At 68.4% G+C, this 21,242-nt stretch carries 15 protein-coding genes; 12 read left to right on the plus strand and 3 right to left on the minus strand.

The features are described 5' to 3' along the window. Nucleotides 1-2: 2 nt before the first annotated feature. The 9 genes from J8I82_RS18705 to J8I82_RS18745 all read left to right on the plus strand — a co-directional run bounded on the left by J8I82_RS18705 (nucleotide 3) and on the right by J8I82_RS18745 (nucleotide 11,800). Nucleotides 3-3,200 carry an efflux RND transporter permease subunit gene (locus J8I82_RS18705; protein ID WP_209760129.1) on the plus strand — a complete coding sequence of 1,066 codons (3,198 nt, stop codon included), beginning with the start codon at nucleotides 3-5 and terminating at the stop codon, nucleotides 3,198-3,200. A 52-nt stretch (nucleotides 3,201-3,252) separates the two neighbouring features. Further along, nucleotides 3,253-4,092 (plus strand): ChaN family lipoprotein, encoded by an 840-nt coding sequence (locus J8I82_RS18710; RefSeq protein WP_209760131.1) that lies wholly within the window; start codon nucleotides 3,253-3,255, stop codon nucleotides 4,090-4,092. A 356-nt stretch (nucleotides 4,093-4,448) separates the two neighbouring features. Next, nucleotides 4,449-5,417: a Bug family tripartite tricarboxylate transporter substrate binding protein gene (locus tag J8I82_RS18715; protein WP_209760133.1), complete on the plus strand. Its 969-nt coding sequence runs from the start codon at nucleotides 4,449-4,451 to the stop codon at nucleotides 5,415-5,417. 254 nt (nucleotides 5,418-5,671) lie between these two features. Beyond that, nucleotides 5,672-6,145 (plus strand): tripartite tricarboxylate transporter TctB family protein, encoded by a 474-nt coding sequence (locus J8I82_RS18720; protein ID WP_209760134.1) that lies wholly within the window; start codon nucleotides 5,672-5,674, stop codon nucleotides 6,143-6,145. A 28-nt stretch (nucleotides 6,146-6,173) separates the two neighbouring features. Further along, nucleotides 6,174-7,688 carry a tripartite tricarboxylate transporter permease gene (locus J8I82_RS18725; RefSeq protein ID WP_209760137.1) on the plus strand — a complete coding sequence of 505 codons (1,515 nt, stop codon included), beginning with the start codon at nucleotides 6,174-6,176 and terminating at the stop codon, nucleotides 7,686-7,688. A gap of 117 nt (nucleotides 7,689-7,805) precedes the next feature. Then, nucleotides 7,806-8,864, plus strand: a complete 1,059-nt coding sequence (locus J8I82_RS18730; RefSeq protein WP_209760139.1) for an AbrB family transcriptional regulator — start codon at nucleotides 7,806-7,808, stop codon at nucleotides 8,862-8,864. Nucleotides 8,865-8,927: 63 nt separating this feature from the next. Further along, nucleotides 8,928-9,350, plus strand: a complete 423-nt coding sequence (locus tag J8I82_RS18735; RefSeq protein WP_051320415.1) for a PaaI family thioesterase — start codon at nucleotides 8,928-8,930, stop codon at nucleotides 9,348-9,350. Continuing rightward, nucleotides 9,350-10,249, plus strand: a complete 900-nt coding sequence (locus tag J8I82_RS18740) for a patatin-like phospholipase family protein (RefSeq protein ID WP_209760141.1) — start codon at nucleotides 9,350-9,352, stop codon at nucleotides 10,247-10,249. Before J8I82_RS18735 ends, J8I82_RS18740 begins: the two co-directional genes overlap by 1 nt. A gap of 66 nt (nucleotides 10,250-10,315) precedes the next feature. Then, on the plus strand, nucleotides 10,316-11,800 hold the full coding sequence (locus tag J8I82_RS18745; RefSeq protein ID WP_209760143.1) for a dihydrolipoyl dehydrogenase family protein: 1,485 nt from the start codon (nucleotides 10,316-10,318) through the stop codon (nucleotides 11,798-11,800). Nucleotides 11,801-11,878: 78 nt separating this feature from the next. Here the strand turns inward: J8I82_RS18745 and J8I82_RS18750 are convergent, their stop codons facing one another. Both J8I82_RS18750 and J8I82_RS18755 read right to left on the minus strand, forming a co-directional pair. Beyond that, complete coding sequence (locus J8I82_RS18750; RefSeq protein WP_209760390.1) at nucleotides 11,879-13,342, minus strand: sensor histidine kinase; 1,464 nt, start codon at nucleotides 13,340-13,342, stop codon at nucleotides 11,879-11,881. 34 nt (nucleotides 13,343-13,376) lie between these two features. After that, nucleotides 13,377-14,051: a response regulator gene (locus J8I82_RS18755; RefSeq protein ID WP_063239986.1), complete on the minus strand. Its 675-nt coding sequence runs from the start codon at nucleotides 14,049-14,051 to the stop codon at nucleotides 13,377-13,379. 170 nt (nucleotides 14,052-14,221) lie between these two features. Here J8I82_RS18755 and J8I82_RS18760 point away from each other — a divergent pair, with 170 nt between their 5' ends. Continuing rightward, the gene (locus tag J8I82_RS18760; RefSeq protein WP_209760145.1) at nucleotides 14,222-15,409 is read left to right on the plus strand and encodes an ABC transporter substrate-binding protein; all 1,188 of its coding nucleotides are present in this window, start codon (nucleotides 14,222-14,224) and stop codon (nucleotides 15,407-15,409) included. A gap of 30 nt (nucleotides 15,410-15,439) precedes the next feature. Here the strand turns inward: J8I82_RS18760 and J8I82_RS18765 are convergent, their stop codons facing one another. Then, entirely contained in the window at nucleotides 15,440-16,186 is a 747-nt protein-coding gene (locus J8I82_RS18765) for a TetR family transcriptional regulator (protein ID WP_209760147.1), read from the minus strand. A gap of 573 nt (nucleotides 16,187-16,759) precedes the next feature. Here J8I82_RS18765 and J8I82_RS18770 point away from each other — a divergent pair. Both J8I82_RS18770 and J8I82_RS18775 read left to right on the plus strand, forming a co-directional pair. Further along, entirely contained in the window at nucleotides 16,760-18,010 is a 1,251-nt protein-coding gene (locus tag J8I82_RS18770; RefSeq protein WP_209760149.1) for an efflux RND transporter periplasmic adaptor subunit, read from the plus strand. A gap of 79 nt (nucleotides 18,011-18,089) precedes the next feature. Continuing rightward, the gene (locus tag J8I82_RS18775; RefSeq protein ID WP_209760151.1) at nucleotides 18,090-21,242 is read left to right on the plus strand and encodes an efflux RND transporter permease subunit; all 3,153 of its coding nucleotides are present in this window, start codon (nucleotides 18,090-18,092) and stop codon (nucleotides 21,240-21,242) included.

Below are 21,242 nucleotides of genomic sequence, written 5' to 3' on the forward strand. Positions count from 1 at the left end.
CCATGACGCTGTCCGAACTCTGCATCCGCCGTCCGGTGATGACGGTGCTGCTGTGCCTGGCCGTGATCGTCACCGGCATCGTGCTGTACCCGACCATTCCGATCGCCGCGCTGCCCAGCTTCAACTCGCCGGTGATCCAGGTCACCGCGACGCTGCCGGGCGCGAGCCCGGAAACCATGGCGGCATCGGTGGCGACGCAGCTGGAAAAGCAGTTCGCGACCATCCCCGGCGTGTCGGTGATCAGCTCATCGAACACGCTCGGCAACTCCAGCATCACGATCGAATTCAACAACGACCGCAACATCGACGACGCGGCCGTGGACGTGCAGGCGGCCCTGTTCCGCGCGCAGCGTTCGCTGCCGATCGAGATGACGACGCCGCCGTCGTACCGCAAGGTCAACCCGGCCGACGCGCCTGTGCTGCTGCTGGCGATCAACTCGCCGGCGATGAGCCTGGCAGACCTGAATGCCTTCGGCGACAACCTGATCTCGCCCACGCTGGCCACGCTGCCGGGCGTGGCACAGGTGCAGATCTTCGGGCAGAAGCGGTTTGCCGTACGCGTGCGCGCGCACCCCGACGCGCTGGCCGCGCGCGGCCTGACGCTGGACGAACTGGCCACCGCGCTGAACCGCGCCAATGCCAACACCCCCGTGGGCACGCTCGACAGCGCGCGCCAGACCCTGACCATCCAGGCCAACCGGCAGATGACCAATGCGGATGCCTTCCGCAACATCATCGTCGCCAGCCAGCCCAACGGCGCGCTGGTGCGGCTGTCCGACGTGGCCGAGGTGGAGGACAGCGTCGAGACCATCAAGACCGGCAGCTGGCTCAACAACGAGCGCTCGATCGTGCTGGCCGTGCTGCGCCAGCCCGACGCCAATACCGTGGCGGTGGTCGATGCGATCAAGGGCGCCCTGCCCCGCCTGATCGAGCAGATGCCGGGCTCGGTCAACGTGGCGGTGGTCAACGACCGCTCGCGCTCGATCCGCGAATCGATCCACGACGTGCAGTTCACGCTGGCGCTGACGGTGGCGCTGGTGGTGATGGTGATCTTCCTGTTCCTGCGCCGCGCCGCCGCCACGCTGATCCCGACGGTGTCGCTGCCGATCTCGCTGATCGGCACAGTGGCGCTGATGAAGGCGTTCGGCTACAGCCTGGACAACGTCTCGCTGCTGGCCATCACACTGGCCGTGGGCCTGGTGGTCGACGATGCCATCGTCATGCTCGAGAACATCGTGCGCCATATCGAGGAAGGCGTGCCGCCGCTGAAGGCCGCGCTGGTGGGGTCGCGCGAGATGGGCTTCACCATCATGTCGATCTCGATCTCGCTGGTGGCCGTGTTTATCCCGATCTTCTTCATGCCGGGTGTGATCGGGCTGCTGTTCCATGAATTCGCCGCGGTGGTGTCGCTGGCGATCCTGGTGTCGGCAGCGGTGTCGCTGACGCTGATCCCGATGCTGTGCGCGCGTTTCCTGTCGGCCGAGAACGTGCCGGTCGATGAGTCGCACCACGCCTACGGCGACCACGCGATCGCGCAGCCTGCCGTGCCACAGAAGCAGACCCTGGGCATGCGCTCCACGCAGTGGTTCGAGAACCTGTTCGAATTCACGCTGCACCGCTATGCGCGCGGACTGGACTGGTGCCTGGCGCACCGGCGCACCGTGCTGGTGGCGGCAGGCCTGACCTTCGTGCTGACCGCGGTGCTGTTCGTCACGATCCCCAAGGGCTTCTTCCCCGAGGAAGACATCGGCCAGATCCGCGTCAATGCCGAAGGCCCGCAGGACATCTCTTTCGACGCCATGTCCGAGCGCCTGCGCGATGCGGCCGAGCGCATGCGCGCCAACCCCGCGGTCAAGAGCATCGTGGTGGCCATCGGCGGCGGCCCGTCGCCGGCCATCAACACCGGCCGCATGTTCGTCGAGCTCAAGCCGCGCGATGAGCGCGCCGCGATGCCCAAGGTGATCGAGTCCCTGCGCCGCGACGTGGCCGGCGTGCCCGGCCTGGCGGTGTATTTCGCGCCGGTGCAGAACCTGCAGCTTGGCGGGCGCCAGAGCAAGAGCCGCTACCAGTACACGCTGCAGAGCGTGAAGGCCGGCCAGTTGCAGGACTACTCCGACAAGCTGATGGCGAAGATGCGAACCGACAGCCTGTTCCGCGACGTCACCAGCGACTCGCAGCAGTCGGGCCTGGAGGCGCACCTGTCGATCGACCGCGACAAGGCCAACGCGCTTGGCGTGCAGATGCAGGACGTGCGCACCGCGCTGTATTCGGCGTTCGGCGAGCGGCAGGTGTCGACCATCTACACGCCGATCGACAACTACTACGTGATCCTGCAGGCGGCCGACCTCGACCGCGTCGACGAGACCGCGTTCGCCAAGCTCTACGTGCGCAGCAAGACCGGCCAGATGGTACCGCTGTCAGCCTTTGCCACCACCGAGCGCCGCGTCGGCCCGATCGCGGTCAACCACCAGGGGCAGCTGCCGTCGGTGACGGTGTCGTTCAACCTGGCACCGGGCGCGGCGCTGGGCGACGCATCGGCGCGCATCGACCGCTACAAGCAGGAGATCGCGATGCCAACGTCGATCTTCACCAGCTGGGGCGGCGACGCGGCGGTGTTCCAGTCATCGCAGGCCACGCAGATCGTGCTGCTGGTGGCCGCCATCGCGGTGATCTACACGCTGCTGGGCGTGCTGTACGAAAGCTACATCCACCCGCTGACCATCCTGGCGGGCCTGCCCTCGGCGGCGGTCGGCGCGCTGCTGACGTTGTTTATCTTCAATGTCGAGCTGTCCCTGATCGCTGTCATTGGTGTGCTGATGCTGATCGGCATCGTCAAGAAGAACGCGATCATGATGATCGACTTCGCGCTGGCGGCGCAGCGCGAGCAAGGCATGACGCCGGCCAGGGCAATCCGGCAGGCGTGCCTGCTGCGTTTCCGTCCGATCATGATGACCACCTTCGCCGCGGTGATGGGCGCGCTGCCGCTGGCGCTGGGCCTCGGCGCCGGTGCCGAGCTGCGGCAGCCGCTGGGCCTGGCGGTGGTCGGCGGGCTGCTGTTCTCGCAGGTGATCACGCTGTTCATCACGCCGGTGATCTACCTGGCGCTCGACAGGTTCTCGGGCACGGGGCCGCTGCAGATCGACTCGGAAGGCAACAAGCTGCCGGAGAAGGTGCCTGGGGAGACGGTGTCGCAGCACTGAAGACGTTGGCCGGGCCGTCCCGAGGAGCGAAACAACATAAAGAATCTGCGTGATGCCATTCCGCTTGCGCGTTCCGACCATGCTGGCAGCCGCAACGGTTGCCTTGCTGACCGCCGGCTGTGCCGCCCCGGGGCCCTCGCCGGCTACCGTCAGCGCCGGCTTTGCCGGCAAGCCCTACGTGCTGCTGGGCGAGGTCCACGACAATGCCGCCGGCCAGCAGCAGCGGCTGGCCGCGCTGACGCGCGCGCTCGAGCAGGGCTGGCGTCCCGCCATCGCCATGGAGCAGTTCGACCGCGAACGGCAGGCTGACCTCGACCGCGCCCGCCGGGAGCGGCCGAAGGATGCCGACTACCTGATCGCGCAGGCAGGCGGCGGCGCCTGGCAGTGGCCGCTGTACCGGCCGGTGGTGGCGCTGGCGCTGCAGTACGACCTGCCGCTGGTCGCGGCCAACCTGTCGCGCGCGGATGCGGGCAAGATTGTTCGCGGCGGGCTGGACGGGTTGTTCCCGGCGGACGAACGCCAGAAGCTTGGGCTGACCGGCGAACTGCCGCCTGACCTGGTGGCGGCGCAGACCGCGGTGCTCGACCGCGGCCACTGCGGCAATTTCCCGAAGGCGATGCTGCCCGGCATGCTGGCGGCACAGGCGGCGCGTGATGCGGTGATGGCGCAGGCCTTGCGGCCTTACGCGCAGCGCGGCGCGGTGCTGATTGCGGGCAACGGGCATGTGCGGCGCGATGTGGGGGTGCCACGCTGGCTTGCCGGCGAGGACGGCAAGGTTGTCAGCGTGGGGTATGTGGAGAGCGCGGCGGCGGACGGCGAGTTCGACATGGCGGTGGTGGTGCCGGCGGTGGCGCGCAAGGATCCTTGCCTGGAGGCGAAGCCGGCCGGGTGAGTGGGGTTGCACGGCGGAGCCACCACGAAGTCCCGCCCATCCACACGTCAATCCCCTGCCATCCACGTAAACCCCAACCCCTTCCTGCGCTTTTTGACAGCCTTTTGACAGTTTCCCCCGCCTAGAATCCGCCCCATGGCCGCTAACCCCGGTCTGACGTTCACCAAAAACCAAAAACAGTCCCGGCCACGCCACGCCGCGCCGGACAGGAGACAACCCCGGCAGCGCCGAGCGCGCCGCCGCCAGCCGTGTCCCCGTCCCCCCGGCAACGCACAAGCTGCCGCCGGAACCCCGGGTCGGATCGCGTCGCCAGTGACTGGCAAGCGATCACCGGTACTACTACCAAGGAGACCGCTATGCGCCGTTCGATTTCCCGTTTCGCCCATGCCACGCTGGCATCGGCCGCCTTTGCCGCCACCGTCGTTGCCGCGCCCGCCTATGCGCTGGACAGCGTCAAGGTCATGATCGGCGCCAACCCCGGCGGCGGCTATGACCAGACCGGCCGCTCGCTGGGCGCCGCGATGATCGCCGCGGGCCAGGCCAAGACCGCTTCGTACGACAACAAGGGCGGCGCCGGCGGCACTATCGCGCTGACGCAGTTCGTCAACACCGACAAGGGCAACCCCAACGCGCTGATGGTGGTGGGCGCCGTGATGGTCGGCGCGATCGAGACCAACAAGCCGCCGGTCACGCTGAAGAACGCCACGCCGATCGCGCGCCTGTTCGCCGACACCATGGTCATCACCGTGCCGGCCAGCTCGCCGATCAAGTCGATCAAGGACCTGACCACGCAGCTCAAGGCCAATCCGGGCAGCGTCAGCTGGGGCGGCGGCTCCAAGGGTTCGATCGACCATATCCTGGCCGGCCTGGTCGCCAAGGAAAGCGGCGTCGATCCCAAGAAGATCAACTACGTGCCGTTCCAGGGCGGCGGCGAAGCCTCGGCCTCGATCATGGGCGGCCACGTGACGGTGGGCATCGCCGGCGTGTCGGAATTCCTGCCCTTCATCAAGAGCGGCAAGATGCGCGCGCTGGCGGTGACCTCCAAGGACCGCACCGCCGATATCCCGACGCTGAAGGAGCAAGGCGTCAACGTCGAGATCTACAACTGGCGCGGCGTGTATGGCGCGCCCGGCACCACGCCCGAGCAGCGCAAGGCCATGATCGACGCGGTGGTCAAGGCCACCGAGAGCAAGGCCTGGAAGGACACGCTGCAGAAGAACGACTGGACGCCGTTCCTGCTGACCGGCGACGAGTTCGGCAAGTTCGTCGACAGCGAATCGGCTCGCCTGGGCGGCACGCTGCGCGAGCTGGGCGTCGCCAAGTAAAGCCCGCTGCCGCGCCAAGCCGGCGCGGCCTGTGAAACCGCATTACCGCATCAAACCGCTTTACCTGTCGTGCCTGCCGACACCGCCGGCTGATCCCGGCGGCAGGAAAACGGCATGGGGCCCGGTGTCCACCTGCGATACCGAAGACAACAACCATATGTCGCCGGGCCTCATTGCCGCGCGGGCCGCAAGGTCAGCCAAGCCAGCGTCGCGGACGCCAGCCCCTTGCTGGCGACAAAGGCCAAGGAGTCTCCATGAAACCCTCGCACGTTGCCATCGGCGTTGCCGTCCTGGCGCTTTCGCTGTTTTTCTTTGTCGGCCTGTCGGGCATCTCCGGCGAAGAGGGCTATGCCGGCCTGTCGCCGCGCTTCGTGCCCACGCTGGTGGCCGTCGGGCTGGCCGTGTGCGGCGCGCTGCTGACCTGGCAGGGCGTGCGCGGTGGTTTCCGCAACATGCCGGAGGAAGATGCCGAGCTGCCCAACGCGCCGCACAATTTCAAGGGCTTCCTGTGGGTCGCCGCCGGCCTGGTGCTGAACATGGCGCTGATCGGCACGCTCGGCTTCGTGTTTTCTTCCACGCTGCTGATGGTGTGCGTGGCGCGCGGCTACGGCAGCCGCCGCATCGTGCGCGACCTGATCGTGGGTCTGTGCATCACGGTGCCGATGTGGGCGCTGTTTGAATTCCTGCTCGGCATCAACCTGCCGCTGCTCCCCATCGCCGGCTTCTGAGCCCGCCCGTCCAGCAAGGAGTCTTCGAATGGAAACGCTGAACATGCTGATGCACGGCTTTGCCGTCGCGATCACGCCGATCAACCTGATGTGGGCAATGGTGGGCTGCTTCCTCGGCACCGCCATCGGCGTGCTGCCGGGCATCGGTCCCGCGCTGACAGTGGCGATGCTGCTGCCGCTGACCGCCAAGGTCGAACCCACCGCTGCGCTGATCATGTTCGCCGGCATCTACTACGGCGCGATGTACGGCGGCTCGACCACGTCGATCCTGATGAATACGCCGGGCGAGTCTTCCACCATGGTCACGGCCATGGAAGGCAACCTGATGGCCAAGAACGGCCGCGCCGGCCCGGCGCTGGCGACCGCGGCGATCGGCTCGTTCGTGGCCGGCACCATTGCCACCGTGATGCTGTCGCTGTTCGCGCCGGTGGCGGCCGACGTGGCGCTGCAGTTCGGCCCCGGCGAGTACTTCATGATCATGCTGCTGGCCTTCACCACGGTCTCCGCGGTGCTGGGCTCGTCGCTGCTGCGCGGCATGACGGCGCTGTTCCTGGGCCTGGGCATCGGCCTGATCGGCATGGATTCGCTGTCGGGCCAGACGCGCTACTCGATGAACGTGCAGGAGCTGTACGACGGCATCGACATCGTGGTGGTGGCGGTCGGCCTGTTCGCCGTGGGCGAGGCGCTGTTCAACGCGTTCTTCCCGCAGCCGGACGGCACCTTCAACAAGCTCAGTTCGGTCCACATGAACAAGTCGGACTGGAAACGTTCGTTGCCGGCGTGGATCCGCGGCACGTTCATCGGCTTCCCGTTCGGCCTGATCCCAGCGGGCGGCGCCGAGATCCCGACCTTCCTGTCGTATGCGACCGAGAAGAAGCTGTCGGACCACAAGGACGAATTCGGCAAGGTCGGCGCGATCGAAGGCGTGGCGGGCCCGGAAGCCGCCAACAACTCGGCCGTGACCGCGACGCTGGCCCCGCTGCTGACGCTGGGTATCCCCACCTCGAACACCACCGCGATCCTGCTGGCCGCGTTCCAGAACTACAACCTGCAGCCGGGCCCGATGCTGTTCCAGACCTCGGGCGACCTGGTGTGGGGCCTGCTGGCGTCGCTGTATATCGGCAACGTCATGCTGCTGGTGCTGAACCTCCCCGCGATCGGCCTGTGGGTGCGCATGCTGCGCGTGCCCACACCGCTGCTGTACGGCGGCATCCTGATCTTCGCGGGCCTGGGTGCATACGGCATCCGCCAGTCGTGGTTCGACCTGCTGCTGCTGTTCGTGGTCGGCCTGCTCGGCATGGTGATGCGCCGTTTCGACTTCCCGACCGCGCCGGTGATCGTCGGCATGATCCTGGGGCCGATGGCGGAGAAGCAGCTGCGCAATGCGCTGTCGATCGGCCAGGGGGACTGGAGCCTGTTCATCAAGCAGCCGATCTCGGCCACCATCCTGGCCATGACCGTGGCGGTGGTGGTGATCCCGCGCCTGCTGCGCTGGCATGCCGCGCGCGGCTCGGCGCATGCGCAGGCTGACAACGCGGCGTGATGCGCGTTAGCATGCGGTAGTCTCTCCGGGGCCCGGCGCCATGGCGTGCGGGCCCCTTGCATTTCCACCCCTTACAACAACAAGCGCCGGCGCCCCCCTCCGCCAGGCCGCTGACCGATGAGTCTTGCCGCCAACCGCTGGCTGTCCGCGGTGCCCACGCTGGCACTCGGGCTGGCCGCCGCCCTGCTCTGCACCGTCCTGCGTACCCCGCTGCCGTGGATGATCGGCCCGCTGCTGGCCGTCGCCTCGGCGCGCATGTGGGGCGCCGACCTGCGCGCGCCGTCGCAGGCGCGCAATGCCGGTCAGTGGGTGATCGGCGCATCGCTCGGGCTGTATTTCACGCCGGACGTGGTGGCGCGGCTGGTGGAGTTCCTGCCGTACATCGTCGCCGGCTCGCTGTTCGCGCTGGCAATGGGCGCGGGCGGCGCGCTGATGCTGCGCCGGACCACCGGCGTCGCGTTCAAGACCGCGTACTTTTCCACAGCCATCGGCGGCGCTTCCGAGATGGCCAACCTGGCCGAGCGCAATGGCGCCCGCATCGACCAGGTCGCGGCGGCGCATTCGCTGCGCGTGTTGATGGTGGTGGTGACGGTGCCCGCGATCTTCCAGTACGGCGGCATCCATGGGCTCGACACGTACATCCCCGGGCCGCGCGTGGTCAGCGCGCCGGGCCTGCTGGCGCTGGTGGCGATCACGCTGGGCGTGGCGCTGCTGGTCAGGCGCCTGAACATGCCCAACCCGTTCGTGATCGGCACGCTGCTGGCGGCCGCGGTGCTGACGGCATCGGGCATCGAGCTGTCGGCGATCCCGACCTGGATGAGCCGCGCCGGCCAGCTGCTGATCGGGGTGTCGCTGGGCGTGCGCTTCTCGCGCGAGTTCCTGCACACCGCGCCGCGCTTCCTGTCGGGCGTGGCGCTGTACACGGTGCTGGCGCTGGTGGTGTCGGCGCTGTTCGGCTGGGCGCTGGCGGCGCTGTCGGGCGCGCACCCGGCCACGATGATCCTGGCCACCACGCCCGGCGGCATTGCCGAGATGTGCATCACCGCCAAGGTGCTGGAACTGGGCGTGCCGCTGGTGACGGCCTTCCATGTGATCCGGATGGCCTTCGTGGTGCTTGCCACCGGCCCCCTGTATCATTGCCTGAAGCATCGCGTCGCGCCGGGGGAGACAGCGTAGCGGTCCGCCACGGGCCGGCCACGGGCGCGGCCATGGAACATGGATACAAGAACGAGGACCGCCATGTCTGAAGCCTCACCGCAACTTGCCCTTGCCGACATCGACGCCACGCTGGAACGGGTGTTGGCGCCCTGGGTGCGCCAGCTTGGCCTGCGGGCCGAAGCCGTCGATGCAAACGGCGTAACGCTGCGGCTGCCGTTCAACGAATCATTTCGCCACGCGGGTGGCGTGGTCTGCGGCCAGGTGCTGATGTCGGCGGCCGACACCGCCATGATCGTCGCCGTCGCGAGTGCGCTCGGCGGCTTCCGCCCGATGACCACGGTCTCGCTCACCACCAACTTCATGCGTCCCGTGATCGACGGCGACGTGCTGGTGCGCGCCAACGTGCTGCGCCTGGGCAAGACCGTGGTGTTCGGCGAGATCGAGCTGACCGGCACCGACGGCAAGCTGGCGGTGCAGGCCACCACCACCTACGCGCTGCTCTGATGCCGGCCGGCGCGGACGCCAATCCCTTCGACCAGGTCGTCTTTGCCGGCGGCGGCAACCGCTGCTGGTGGCAGGCGGGCTGGTGGGACACGGTCGCGCCAGAACTTCGGCTGCGGCCGCGCGTGATCGCGGCCATTTCCGCCGGCGCTGCCACGGCATGCATGGTCTATGCGCACGACTCGCACCAGACCATGGACTACTACCGCGAGGTGCTGTCCAGCAACCGCCGCAATGCCTACTGGGGCAACCTGCTGCGCAACGAGCGCGTGTTCCCCCACTACGGCATCTACCGCACCGCTCTGCTGACGATCTTTGCCGACGGCCGCCTGGCGCACCTGCAGCAGGCGCCCGAGATCCGCATCGGGGTGGCGCATATCCCGCGCTGGACCGGCCCGCGCCTGGCGGTGGCCGCAGGTCTGCTGGCCTACAACATCGACAAGCATGTGCTCAAGACGCTGCACCCGCGGCTGGGGCGCAAGCTGGGCTTCCGGCCCGAGTTCGTGCGCGCGCAGGACTGCGCCTCGCCGGACCAGCTGGCCGACCTGCTGCTGCAATCGGCGTCGACACCGCCTTTCACGCCGGTGCTGCGCCGCCACGGCCGGCCGGTGCTCGATGGCGGCCTTGTGGATAACGTCCCGGTCGATGCGCTCGACGCCGCGCCGGGCAATGTGCTGGTGCTGGTGACGCGGCTCTATCCGCGCCCGCGCCGTTTCGTCATCGAGCAAGGCGGCCAGCGCCGCCTGTACCTGCAGCCCTCGGAACGCGTGCCGATCTCGAGCTGGGACTACACCCGGCCCGATGCCATGACGCACGCCTACGAACTCGGCCGCCGCGACGGGGAAACCTTCCTGCGCGAGTGGCCGTCGATCCTGAATACCGAACTGCGGCCGGCCGCCTAGCTTCGTGTTGTGGCACCGGCCTGATCGATTGTCGATGCGGCCCGCGTGCCGCGACAGGAGGCATGGATGACCGAGCGCAAGACAACCCCCACCGCAACGCTGGGGACCAACGAACCGCGGCGTGCCCGCCAGGTCAGCGCGGCGCCGCCCGTGGAACGCGTTCCGCGCGCCCGTGGCCAGGGTGCAGGCAAGCGCCGCAACGGCAAGGCGCGCGAAGCCGACCTGGTGGTGATCGGCGGCGGCTCCGGCGGCGTGGCCTGCGCGCGGCGCGCGGCGGCGCATGGCGCCCGCGTGATCCTGGTCGAGCGAGATGCCATCGGCGGCACCTGCGTCAACCGAGGCTGCGTACCCAAGAAGATGCTGTCCTACGGCGCCTCGTGGGCGGCGATCCTGTCAGGCTGCCTGTCGCACACCGGCGGGCGTGAGGACTGGCGCGACGCGATCGTGCGCGTCAACGCCGAGGTGGCGCGGCTGAACGCGGGCTACACCCAGCGCCTGCATGAATCCGGCGTGGAAATCCTGCGTGGCGACGCGCGCGTCACCGCGCCCGATGAAGTCCGCGTCGGCGACGAGACCATCCATGCGCGCCGCATCCTGATCGCCACCGGCGCGCGCCCGCGCACGCTGGACGTGCCCGGCGGCGAGCTGGCGGCCAGCTCCGACGATGTCTTTACCTGGCAGACCGTGCCCGCCTCGGTCGCGGTGATCGGCGGCGGCTATATCGGCGTGGAGCAGGCATCGATCCTGTCGCGCTATGGCGTCAAGGTCGACCTGATCGTCGCCGGCGACCGGCTGCTGACCCATTTCGATCATGAGATGGGCGCTGCGCTGACCGATGCGCTGACCGCGCGAGGCGTGCGCGTGCACCTGAATGCGCAAGTGCATTTGCTCAGCCAGGCCAACGGCGCGGTGGAAGTCTGCTACCGTCCCACCGACCGCCCTGGCCATACCGAGGCCGTGCGCGCGCAGGCCGCGCTGGCGGCGATCGGGCGCATTTCCAATGTGCAGGGGCTGGGGCTGGAAGAACTCGGCGTGGCCTTTGGCGACAAGGGCGGCATCCATGTCGACAAGCAGTACCGCAGCAGCCTGCGCAAGATCTACGCGATCGGCGATGCCACCGACGGCTTGCACCTGACGCCGGTGGCGACCGCCCAGGGCCGTTGGCTCGCGGACCGCTTGTATGGCCGGCGCGGCGAGCGTGCGGACTTTGATTTCGTGCCCACCGCGGTATTCAGCGAACCTGCCATCGGCGCGGTCGGCATGACCGAGGCGCAGGCAATTGCCGATGCCGGCAAGCCGGAGCGCATCCGCACCGTGGTCAAGCGCTTTGTCTCGCTGGAAAACCGCTTCGGCGGCACGCCGTACCAGAGCGTGTTCAAGCTGGTGCTGAACGCGCGCAGCGGCCGCGTGCTGGGGGTGCACCTGATGGACAACGCCGCGCCGGAGATCGTGCAGGCGCTGGCGGTGGCGCTGCGCCTGGGCGTGCGCGAGTCGCAATTGCAGACCACGGTGCAGCTGCATCCGACGGTGGCGGAGGAGCTGTTCGGTTAGCTGATTGCCGCCGGTTGCTCCCTCTCCCGCTTGCGGGAGAGGGAGACCACAGTCGGTCGCGATGCGTCCTTGGCCGAGTTATTCGCCGACAGGCAGCTTCAGCACTGCCCGCACGCCGGTGCCCTGCAGCCCTTCGCCCAGCTCCACCGTGCCGCCGAAGCGCGACGCCATCTCGCGCGAGATCGCCAGCCCTAGCCCCGAGCCGGGCTCGGCATTGCCCACGCGGCGATAGAAGCGCGCAAAGACCTTGTCGCGCTCTTCGGCCGGGATGCCCGGCCCGTCGTCTTCCACGATCAGGCAGGCCGTTTCGTCATCGCGGCTTGCCGACAAGGTGATCCGGCTGCCACGCGGCGAGTACTGGATCGCGTTGTGCACGAGGTTGGCCAGTGCCTCGCGCAGCAGCGCGGGATCGGCGCGCACCGGCAGCTTCAGCCCCGGCACCGGCTCCCAGCCGAAGTCCTGCTGCTTGCCGCGCGCCAGCGGCAGGTAGTCGAGCGCCACCTGCTCGGCCACGGCGACGGCGTCGATGATGTCGATGGTGTCGCTGGCCTCGCCCGGCTGCGCGTTCTCGCCGTGGTGCTGGCGTACCCGCGCCAGCGCCAGCAACTGGTTGGTCAGGCGCGCGGCCTGCTCCAGCTGCGTGACGATGCCGCTCACCGCCTCGCCCGCGGCGCGGCGCGCGGCTTCCGGATCGGGGCCGCGCAGCTGGCGCTGGGCGTATTCGGCCTGCGTCTTCAGGATCGCCAGCGGCGTGCGCAGCTGGTGCGCGGCATCGGCGATGAACTGCGCCTGCGACTGCGCCATCGCCGCCGAGCGCGACACGTGCAGGTTGACCGCATCGACCAGCGGCCGTACCTCGGACGGCACGCGCTCGAAGGCCAGCGGCGCGAGGTCGTCGGGCGAGCGCGCCTCGACATCGTCGCGCACCCGCTTGAGCGGACGCAGCACGTAAGTGACGCCGCCCACCAGGATAGCGGCGCTCAGCAGGATCAGCAGCAGGTCGCGCGCCAGCGCGCTGCGCCACACCGTGGCGATCAGCGCGCTGCGCGGCTCGGCGGTCTCGGCCACCTGGATGATCACGCGCATGCGCGCGTCGGGCCGGTACACGGGGCGCGCCATCACGCCGATGCGCACCGCCTCGCCCAGGTACTCGGTATCGTAGAAGCGCGGCTGGTTGTTGACGAGGTTGCCGGCGGGCAGCGGCAGGTCGTCGTAGCCGGTAATGGTCTCCACCTTGCCGGCGCGCTCCAGCGACACGCGGTAATACACATGGGTCTGCGCCGCGCTCTCGAACATTTCCATGGCGGCGTCGGGCAGCGTGAGCTGGATACTCTCGCCGGCCATGCCGATGGCGTTGTCGATGGTGCGGATCGAGCCGTACAGCGAGCGGTCGTAGGCCCGGTTGGCGGCATCGCGCAGGGTGCCGTAGGTGAGCCAGGTGTCGATCGCCATCATCGCCGCCAGCGCCGGCACCAGCAGCAACAGCAGCTGGCGGCGCAGGCTGCCGCGCCGCCACAGCAGCACGGGATGGCGTGGCCCCATGCGCCAGCGCAGATTCGCTGCCATCCAGCGCATGTCAGCGCCCGGCCTCTGGCTCCAGCAGGTAGCCGAAGCCGCGCAGCGTGACGATGGTGACGCCGTGCCCGGCCAGCTTCTTGCGCAGCCGGTAGACCAGCACCTCGATCGCGTCCGGGGAGACATCGGCGTCGAGCGAGAACACCTTGTCGAGCAGCTGCGCCTTGGTCAGCGGCTGGCCGCTGCGCGCCAGCAGCGCGCCCAGCAGCGTCGATTCGCGCGGCGTCAGTGCCAGCGGCTGGCCATCGAGCGTAAAGCTGCGGGTCTCGCCGTCGAACACCAGCGTGCCGCACTGCAGGCGCGGGTGCGCGCGGCCGCGGCTGCGCCGGATCAGCGCCAGCAGGCGCGCTTCCAGCTCGGCGATGGCGAAGGGCTTGGGCAGGTAGTCGTCGGCGCCAAGGTTCAGGCCGCGCACGCGTTCGTCGAGCGTGTCCTGCGCGGTCAGGATCAGCACCGGGGTGCGGTCGTCGCGCCCGCGCATGGACTTGAGCACGGCCAGCCCGTCCTTGCCGGGCAGGCGCAGGTCGAGCACGACCGCGTCGTATTCCTCGGCCTGCAGCCGTGCCTCGGCCTGCAGGCCGTCGGCGACGTGCTCGATCACGAAGCCGCCCTGCTCCAGCGCGCGGGCGACCCAGCGTGCCAGTTCGACTTCATCCTCCACCAGCAGGATGCGCATGCCGGTTTCCCTCCTCTGCCGGTTCTTGCCAGGCGGCCCCGGCGCTATGGCGCGCCTGCCGCGGGCGCCTATAATAACCCCGCCCCGCCTGTCCCGGCGCGCCCGCTGCAGGGCCGCCCTCCAGTTTCCCGACCACCGTGCCCAAGCGTCCGCCCCAGCAGTCCGCTACCATGCCGCCCGCGGCGCATGGGTCGCCCGTCAATCACGCCTCACCCGCCTCACCGCAGCGCCGCCGGCTGGTTGGCGCCTCGCTGCTGGCCGCGACGTCGCCGTCATTGCCGCTGCAGGCCCAGTCCATGCTGCCGGCGCCGCCGCCTGGCTACCCGTCGGGGTATGACGCCACCATCGCCCGCGCGCTGCGCGAAGGCGAGGTGGTGGTCTACGCCTCGACCGACCTGGAAGTGGCGCAGCCGCTGATTACGGCGTTCGAGACGCGCTATCCCGGCATCCGGGTGCGCTACGAGGACCTGAACACCGTCGACCTGAACCAGCGCTTCCTGGCGGAAACCGCCGCGCTCGGCAGCGGCCGCCCGGCGCCGGGCGCGCGCTATGCCGATGTGCTGTGGAGCACCGCCATGGACCTGCAGATCAAGCTGGTCAACGACGGCAACGCCCAGCGCTACGCCTCGCCCGAGCGCGCCGGCCTGCCGGCCTGGGCGGTATGGCGCGACGAAGCCTGGGGCACCACCTTCGAGCCGGCGGTGATCGTCTACAACCGCTACCACTTCGCCGGCATGCGCGCGCCGCGCAGCCGCACCGGGCTGGCGCGGCTGCTGCAGGAAAATGCGCCGCGCTGGCGCGGCAAGGTGGTGACGTATGACGTGGAGCGCTCCGGCGTTGGCTACCTGCTGGCGCAGCAGGACGCGCGCATGGGCAACGAGTTCTGGTACCTGGCGCAGGCGCTGGGACGCGCCCGGGTGCAGTTGTCGTCGTCGACCGCCGAGATGGTCGAGCGCATCGCCAGCGGCGAACTGGTGATGGGGTACAACCTGCTGGGTTCCTACGCGCTGTCGCTGATGGAGCGCGGCGCCGCGATCGACGTGATTGCGCCACGCGACTACACGCTGGTGATGTCGCGGGTGGCGTTTATCGCCAGGCGCGCGCCGCGGCCAAATGCGGCGCGGCTGTGGCTGGACTTCCTGCTGTCGCGCGAGGGCCAGGCGCTGCTGGCCAAGTCGACCACGCAGCTCTATACCATCCGCACCGATACCGACAGCGTGCATACCGCCGCGGCGCTGTCGGAGCGCCTGGGCTATGCGCTCAAGCCGATCAGCGTGGGACCGGGCCTGCTGGCCGCGCAGGACACGCTGCGCAAGCGCGCCTTCCTGGCGCGCTGGCACGAAGCCGTGCGCGGCTAGCGCCCGGACCGGTATCAGGGAGCCAGGAGATCAGGGCACCAGGTCGCTGGTGTCCAGGCCCGTGGCCTTCTCGGCCTTCATGCAGGCCTGCTCGCACAGTGTCGACAGTTCGTCGTCGAGCTGCGCCATCGGGCGCGGCACATAGCCGAGCCGCAGCGCCGGGGAGAATTTCAGGGTATCGATGAACGCGTCCGCCATGCGCTCGGCATTGGCGTCGAGGTCGAAGTCCTCGGGCGAGAACAGCCAGTGCGCCAGCACGCCGCCGATGCTGGCATGGAAGGCGTTGACGGCCAGGTCCAGGTCGAGGTCCTCCGGCAGCTGGCCGCGCTCGCGCGCCAGGCGCAGGTGCTCGCGGATCTTGACCAGGCCTTCCTTGTGCGACTGGCGCTGCCGCTCGAAGATGGCGCCGTTGTCCTGCACCATCTCGCACTTGTGGAAGATGATCTCGAATACGCGCCGCAGGCGCGGGTTCACCACGGTCTGGCGCATCACGTAGGCGCAGATGTCGCGCACGCCGCCAAGCGGGTCTTCCTGGCGCGCGATCCGCTCCGGATCGCACAGCGCTTCCACCGGCAGATGCACGCGGTCGCACATGGCGGCGAACACATCGCTCTTGTTCTTGAAGTGCCAGTAGATCGCGCCGCGGGTGACCCCCGCCGCCTCGGCGATGTCGGCCAGCGACGGCCGTGCCACGCCGCGGGCGTGGAACACGGTTTCGGCCGCGTCGAGAATCCGGTGGCGCGTTTCGAGCGCCTCTTCCTTGGTGCGTCTGACCATTTCTGTCTCATATGCCGGCGGCGCATGGCCACGGTGGCCACGGTCCGGCGTGTTGAATCTCCCCGGTGCCGCGCAAGGCGCGCGGCGGGTCGTTGTCGTCACATGGCGATGTTGTCGCAAGCCCTGGGTCCGACAGGACGGCGCGCATCCTAACCCGAGTCGGCGGTTTGCGCCGGATACCGGATCAGGTTTGCCGGCTTTTCGCTGGGATCCGATGGTTCTTACCGGTTCCGCCCAACGCGATGTGCGTCCGAAAGCCCCTGCTGATGAATCGACTTAACATACATGCTTGAATGTATATATAATACGCGCTCGCCCGGCTTTCGGCCAGCCGCCCCCTGTGACATAGCCAGCACCCTGGGCGACTCCTTGCGCAGGCCAGCCGGACGGCAATCCAGTCGTCATACAAAAGCCACCGTTCGTCGCATTCGTCACCGCGTCGACGCGATTTGTGGCTAGCATCACGCGTTTATCCGCTGCAGATATTGCGGCGGGCTGCGTCGTTTCCGCTTTCCTGAGAAGTCAGGCCGGGGCGTTCGCGGCAGATCTCAAATTGCCATCATGGGGTTATCGATGAGGAAGTCCCAACGTATCAGTTGCGTTGCCACCTTTGCAGCCGCTGCGCTGTCGGCGCTGGCGCTCACTGCCTGCGGCGACAAGAAGGCCGAGGGCGGCGCCCCGCCGCCGCCGGAAGTGGGCGTGGTCACCGTGACGCCGTCGCCGGTCGCCGTCGTCAATGAACTGCCGGGCCGCCTGGAAGGCGTGCGCACGGCCGAAGTGCGCGCTCGCGTCGAAGGCATCGTGCTGTCGCGCAACTACACCGAGGGCGGCGAAGTGAAGGCCGGCCAGGTGATGTTCCGCATCGACCCGGCGCCTTACCAGGCCGAGCTGTCGTCGGCCCAGGCCGCGCTGCAGCGCGCCGAGGCCAACGCCGTGTCGGCGCGCCTGAAGTCCGAGCGCTACAAGCCGCTGGTGGCCGTCAACGCGGTCAGCAAGCAGGAATACGACGACGCCGTGGCCGCCGCCGGCCAGGCCAATGCCGACGTGGCATCGGCCAAGGCCGCCGTGCGCACCGCCCAGATCAACCTGAGCTACACCACCGTGACCGCGCCGATCAGCGGCCGCGCCGGCCGCGCGCTGGTGACCGAGGGCGCGCTGGTGGGCAAGGGCGAGGCGACCAAGCTGGCGCTGGTGGAGCAGATCGACCCGATGTGGGTCACCTTCACCCAGCCGGCTTCGGAAGTCACGCGCCTGCGCCGCGCCATCGAATCGGGCGCCGTCAAGGGCGTCAACGGCGGCGCCAACGTGCACCTGTATGTGGAAGACGGCCGCGAGTACGAGCACACCGGCAAGCTGCTGTTCTCGGACATGACGGTCGACCCGACCACCGGCGCGATCACGCTGCGCGCGCAGTTCCCCAACCCGAAGCGTGAGCTGCTGTCCGGCACCTTCGTGCGCGTGAAGATCGAGCAGGGCGTGGACGAGAACGCGCTGACCGTGCCGCAGCGGGCGCTGATCCGCGGCGCGCAGGGCGCCACCGTGCTGGTGGTGGGTAACGACGGCAAGGTCGCATCGGTGCAAGTCAAGGCACCGCAGGCCGTCGGCGACCGCTGGATCGTGACCGAGGGCCTGAAGGGCGGCGAAAAGGTGATCGTCGAGGGCCTGCAGAAGGTCAAGGTCGGCGCGCCGGCCAGGCCGGTGCCGTTCGTGCAGGCGGATGCCTCGGCACCTGCCGCCACGCCGGCTTCCGCTTCGGCTGCCCCCGCCTCGGCCCCCAACGCCGAGGCCAGGCAGGAAGCGAAGGCCGAGGGCAAGCAAGGCTGAACACCGCCTTGTGTGCCCCGGCGGCAGCTGAAGCCAGCCGCCGCGGCACACAGGGCTAGACAAAGAGGGAGCCAGTCTTATGGCCAAGTTTTTTATCGACCGGCCGGTGTTCGCGTGGGTGCTCGCGCTGATCATCGTGCTGGGCGGGATATTGTCGATCATGCAGTTGCCGATCGCGCAGTACCCGAACATCGCCCCGCCTACGATCTCGGTCACGGCAACCTATCCGGGTGCGTCGGCCAAGACGCTGGAGGATTCCGTCACTTCGGTGATCGAGCAGGAGCTTAACGGCGCCCCCAACCTGCTCTACTACAACTCGACCAGCGAATCGACCGGCCTGGCGACGATCACCATCGCGTTCGCGCCGGGTTCCAACGTCGACCTGAACTCGGTCGAAGTGCAGAACCGCCTCAAGCGCGTGGAAGCGCGCCTGCCGGCGGAAGTGCGCCAGCAGGGCGTGCGCGTGGACAAGGCCGGGAACAACTACATGATGTTCCTGACCGTGTCGTCCAAGTCCGGCACGGCCAGCGCGATCCAGCTCGGCAACTATGTCTCGGCGCAGGTGATCGACTCGATCCGCCGCGTGCCGGGCGTGGGCCAGGCCGACCTGTTCGGCACCGAGTACGCCATGCGCATCTGGCTGGACCCGTCCAAGCTGACCGGCTACAACCTGACGCCGCTGGACGTGACCGCCGCGGTGAGCGAGCAGAACGTGCAGGTCGCCGTGGGCGAACTGGGCGGCACGCCCTCGCCCAAGGGCACCGAGCTGAACGCCACCGTCACCACCGAGAGCCGGCTGTCCACGCCTGAGCAGTTCGGCAACATCCTGCTGCGCACCAACCCCGACGGTTCGTCGGTGCGCATCAAGGACGTGGGCCGCGTGGAGCTGGGCGGCGCCGACTACTCGACGCTGGCCCGCACCAACGGCAAGCCCTCGGCGGCCATCGCCATCAAGCTGGCCCCGACCGGCAACGCGCTGGCCACGGCCACCGCGGTGCGCGCCAAGATGGAAGAGCTGTCGAAGACCTTCCCGGGGGACTACCAGTACTCGGTGCCTTACGACACCTCGGCCTTCGTCAAGATCTCGATCGAGGAAGTGATCAAGACGCTGCTGGAAGCCGTGGTGCTGGTGTTCCTGGTGATGTACCTGTTCCTGCAGAACTTCCGCGCCACGCTGATCCCGACGCTGGTGGTGCCGATCGCGCTGCTGGGCACGTTCGGCGCGCTGCTGGCGTTCGGCTTCTCGATCAACGTGCTGACCATGTTCGGCATGGTGCTGGCGATCGGTATCCTGGTGGACGATGCCATCGTGGTGGTCGAGAACGTCGAGCGGATCATGAGCGAGGAAGGACTCTCGCCACGTGAAGCCACGCGCAAGGCCATGGGCCAGATCACCGGCGCCATCGTCGGCATCACGCTGGTGCTGACCGCGGTGTTCATCCCGATGGCATTCTTCTCGGGCTCGGTGGGCAACATCTACCGCCAGTTCTCGCTGTCGCTGATTGCCTCGATGGCATTCTCGGCGCTGCTGGCGCTGACGCTGACCCCGGCGCTGTGCGCGACGCTGCTCAAGCCCGTGGAAGCCGGCCACCACCATGAGAAGAAGGGTTTCTTCGGCTGGTTCAACCGCACCTTCGCGCGCGCCTCGACCAGCTACCAGGGCGTAGTGGCGCGCATCCTCAAGCGCACCGGCCGATACCTGATCATCTACGCGCTGATCATCCTCGGCGTGGTGGTGCTGTTCAAGCGCCTGCCGTCGTCGTTCCTGCCCGATGAAGACCAGGGCTACATGATCACCGTGGTGCAGCTGCCCAACGGCGCGACCCAGGACCGTACCATCGGCGTGCTCAAACAGATCGAGGACTACTACCTGCAGAAGGAAAGCAAGGTGGTGGACCAGATGATCACGGTGGCGGGCTTCTCCTTCTTCGGCCGCGGCCAGAACGGCGGTATCGCGTTCGTGCGCCTGAAGGACTGGAAGGAACGCACCGGCGAGGGCGAGAACGCGCAGGCGCTGGTCGGCCGTGCCTTCGGCGCGCTGTCGTTCATCAAGGACGCGATCATCTTCCCGCTCAACCCGCCGGCGATTTCCGAGCTGGGCAACTCCTCCGGCTTTGACTTCCGCCTGCAGGACCGCACCGGCCAGGGTCACGCCAAGCTGATGGAAGCGCGCAACATGATGCTCGGCATGGCCGCGCAGAACCCGGTGCTGATGGGCGTGCGCCCCGAAGGCCAGGAAGACGCGCCGCAGCTGCAGATCGACATCGACCGCGAGAAGGCGCGTGCGCTGGGCGTGTCGGTGGCCGAGATCAATTCGACGCTGTCGATCGCGTTCGGCTCCAGCTACGTCAACGACTTCATCTATGAAGGCCGGGTGCGCAAGGTGATCGTGCAGGCCGAGGGCGCCGACCGCCGCCTGCCGGACGACCTGACCAAGCTGCGCGTGAAGAACAGCAACGGCGACATGGTGGCGTTCGCGGCGTTCGCGACTTCCAAGTGGATCATGGGCTCGCCGCGCCTGGAGCGCTACAACGGCATGCCGGCGGTGAAGATCGCGGGCCAGGCCGCGCCGGGACGCAGTACCGGCGAAGCCATGCGCGCGATGGAAGAGAACTTCGCCAAGCTGCCGCCGGGCTTCGGCTTCGAGTGGTCGGGCCAGTCGTATGAAGAGCGCCTGGCCGGCTCGCAGGAACCGATCCTGTACACGCTGTCGCTGATCATCGTGTTCCTGTGCCTGGCCGCGCTGTATGAAAGCTGGTCGATCCCGTTCTCGGTGCTGCTGGTGGTGCCGCTGGGCGTGCTCGGCGCGCTGCTCGGCGTGACGCTGCGCGGCATGCCTAACGATGTGTACTTCAAGGTGGGCCTGATCGCCACGATTGGCCTGTCGGCGAAGAACGCCATCCTGATCGTGGAATTCGCCAAGGACCTGCAGGCGCAAGGCAAGGGCCTGATCGAATCCACGCTGGAAGCGGTGCACCTGCGCTTCCGCCCGATCCTGATGACGTCGATGGCGTTCATCCTGGGCGTGCTGCCGCTGGCGATCGCCACCGGCGCCGGCTCGGGCAGCCAGCGCGCGATTGGTACCGGCGTGATGGGCGGGATGATCACGGCCACGGTGCTGGCGATCTTCCTGGTGCCGGTCTTCTTCGTCGTGGTGCGCAAGCGCTTCAAGGGCAGCGAGCGCCAGCGCATGCTGGACAAGAAGTGGCATGACCCGCAAGAGGAAATCTGA

It is taken from the genome of Cupriavidus consociatus (assembly GCF_017814975.1).
GTDB classification, from domain to species: Bacteria; Pseudomonadota; Gammaproteobacteria; order Burkholderiales; family Burkholderiaceae; genus Cupriavidus; species Cupriavidus consociatus.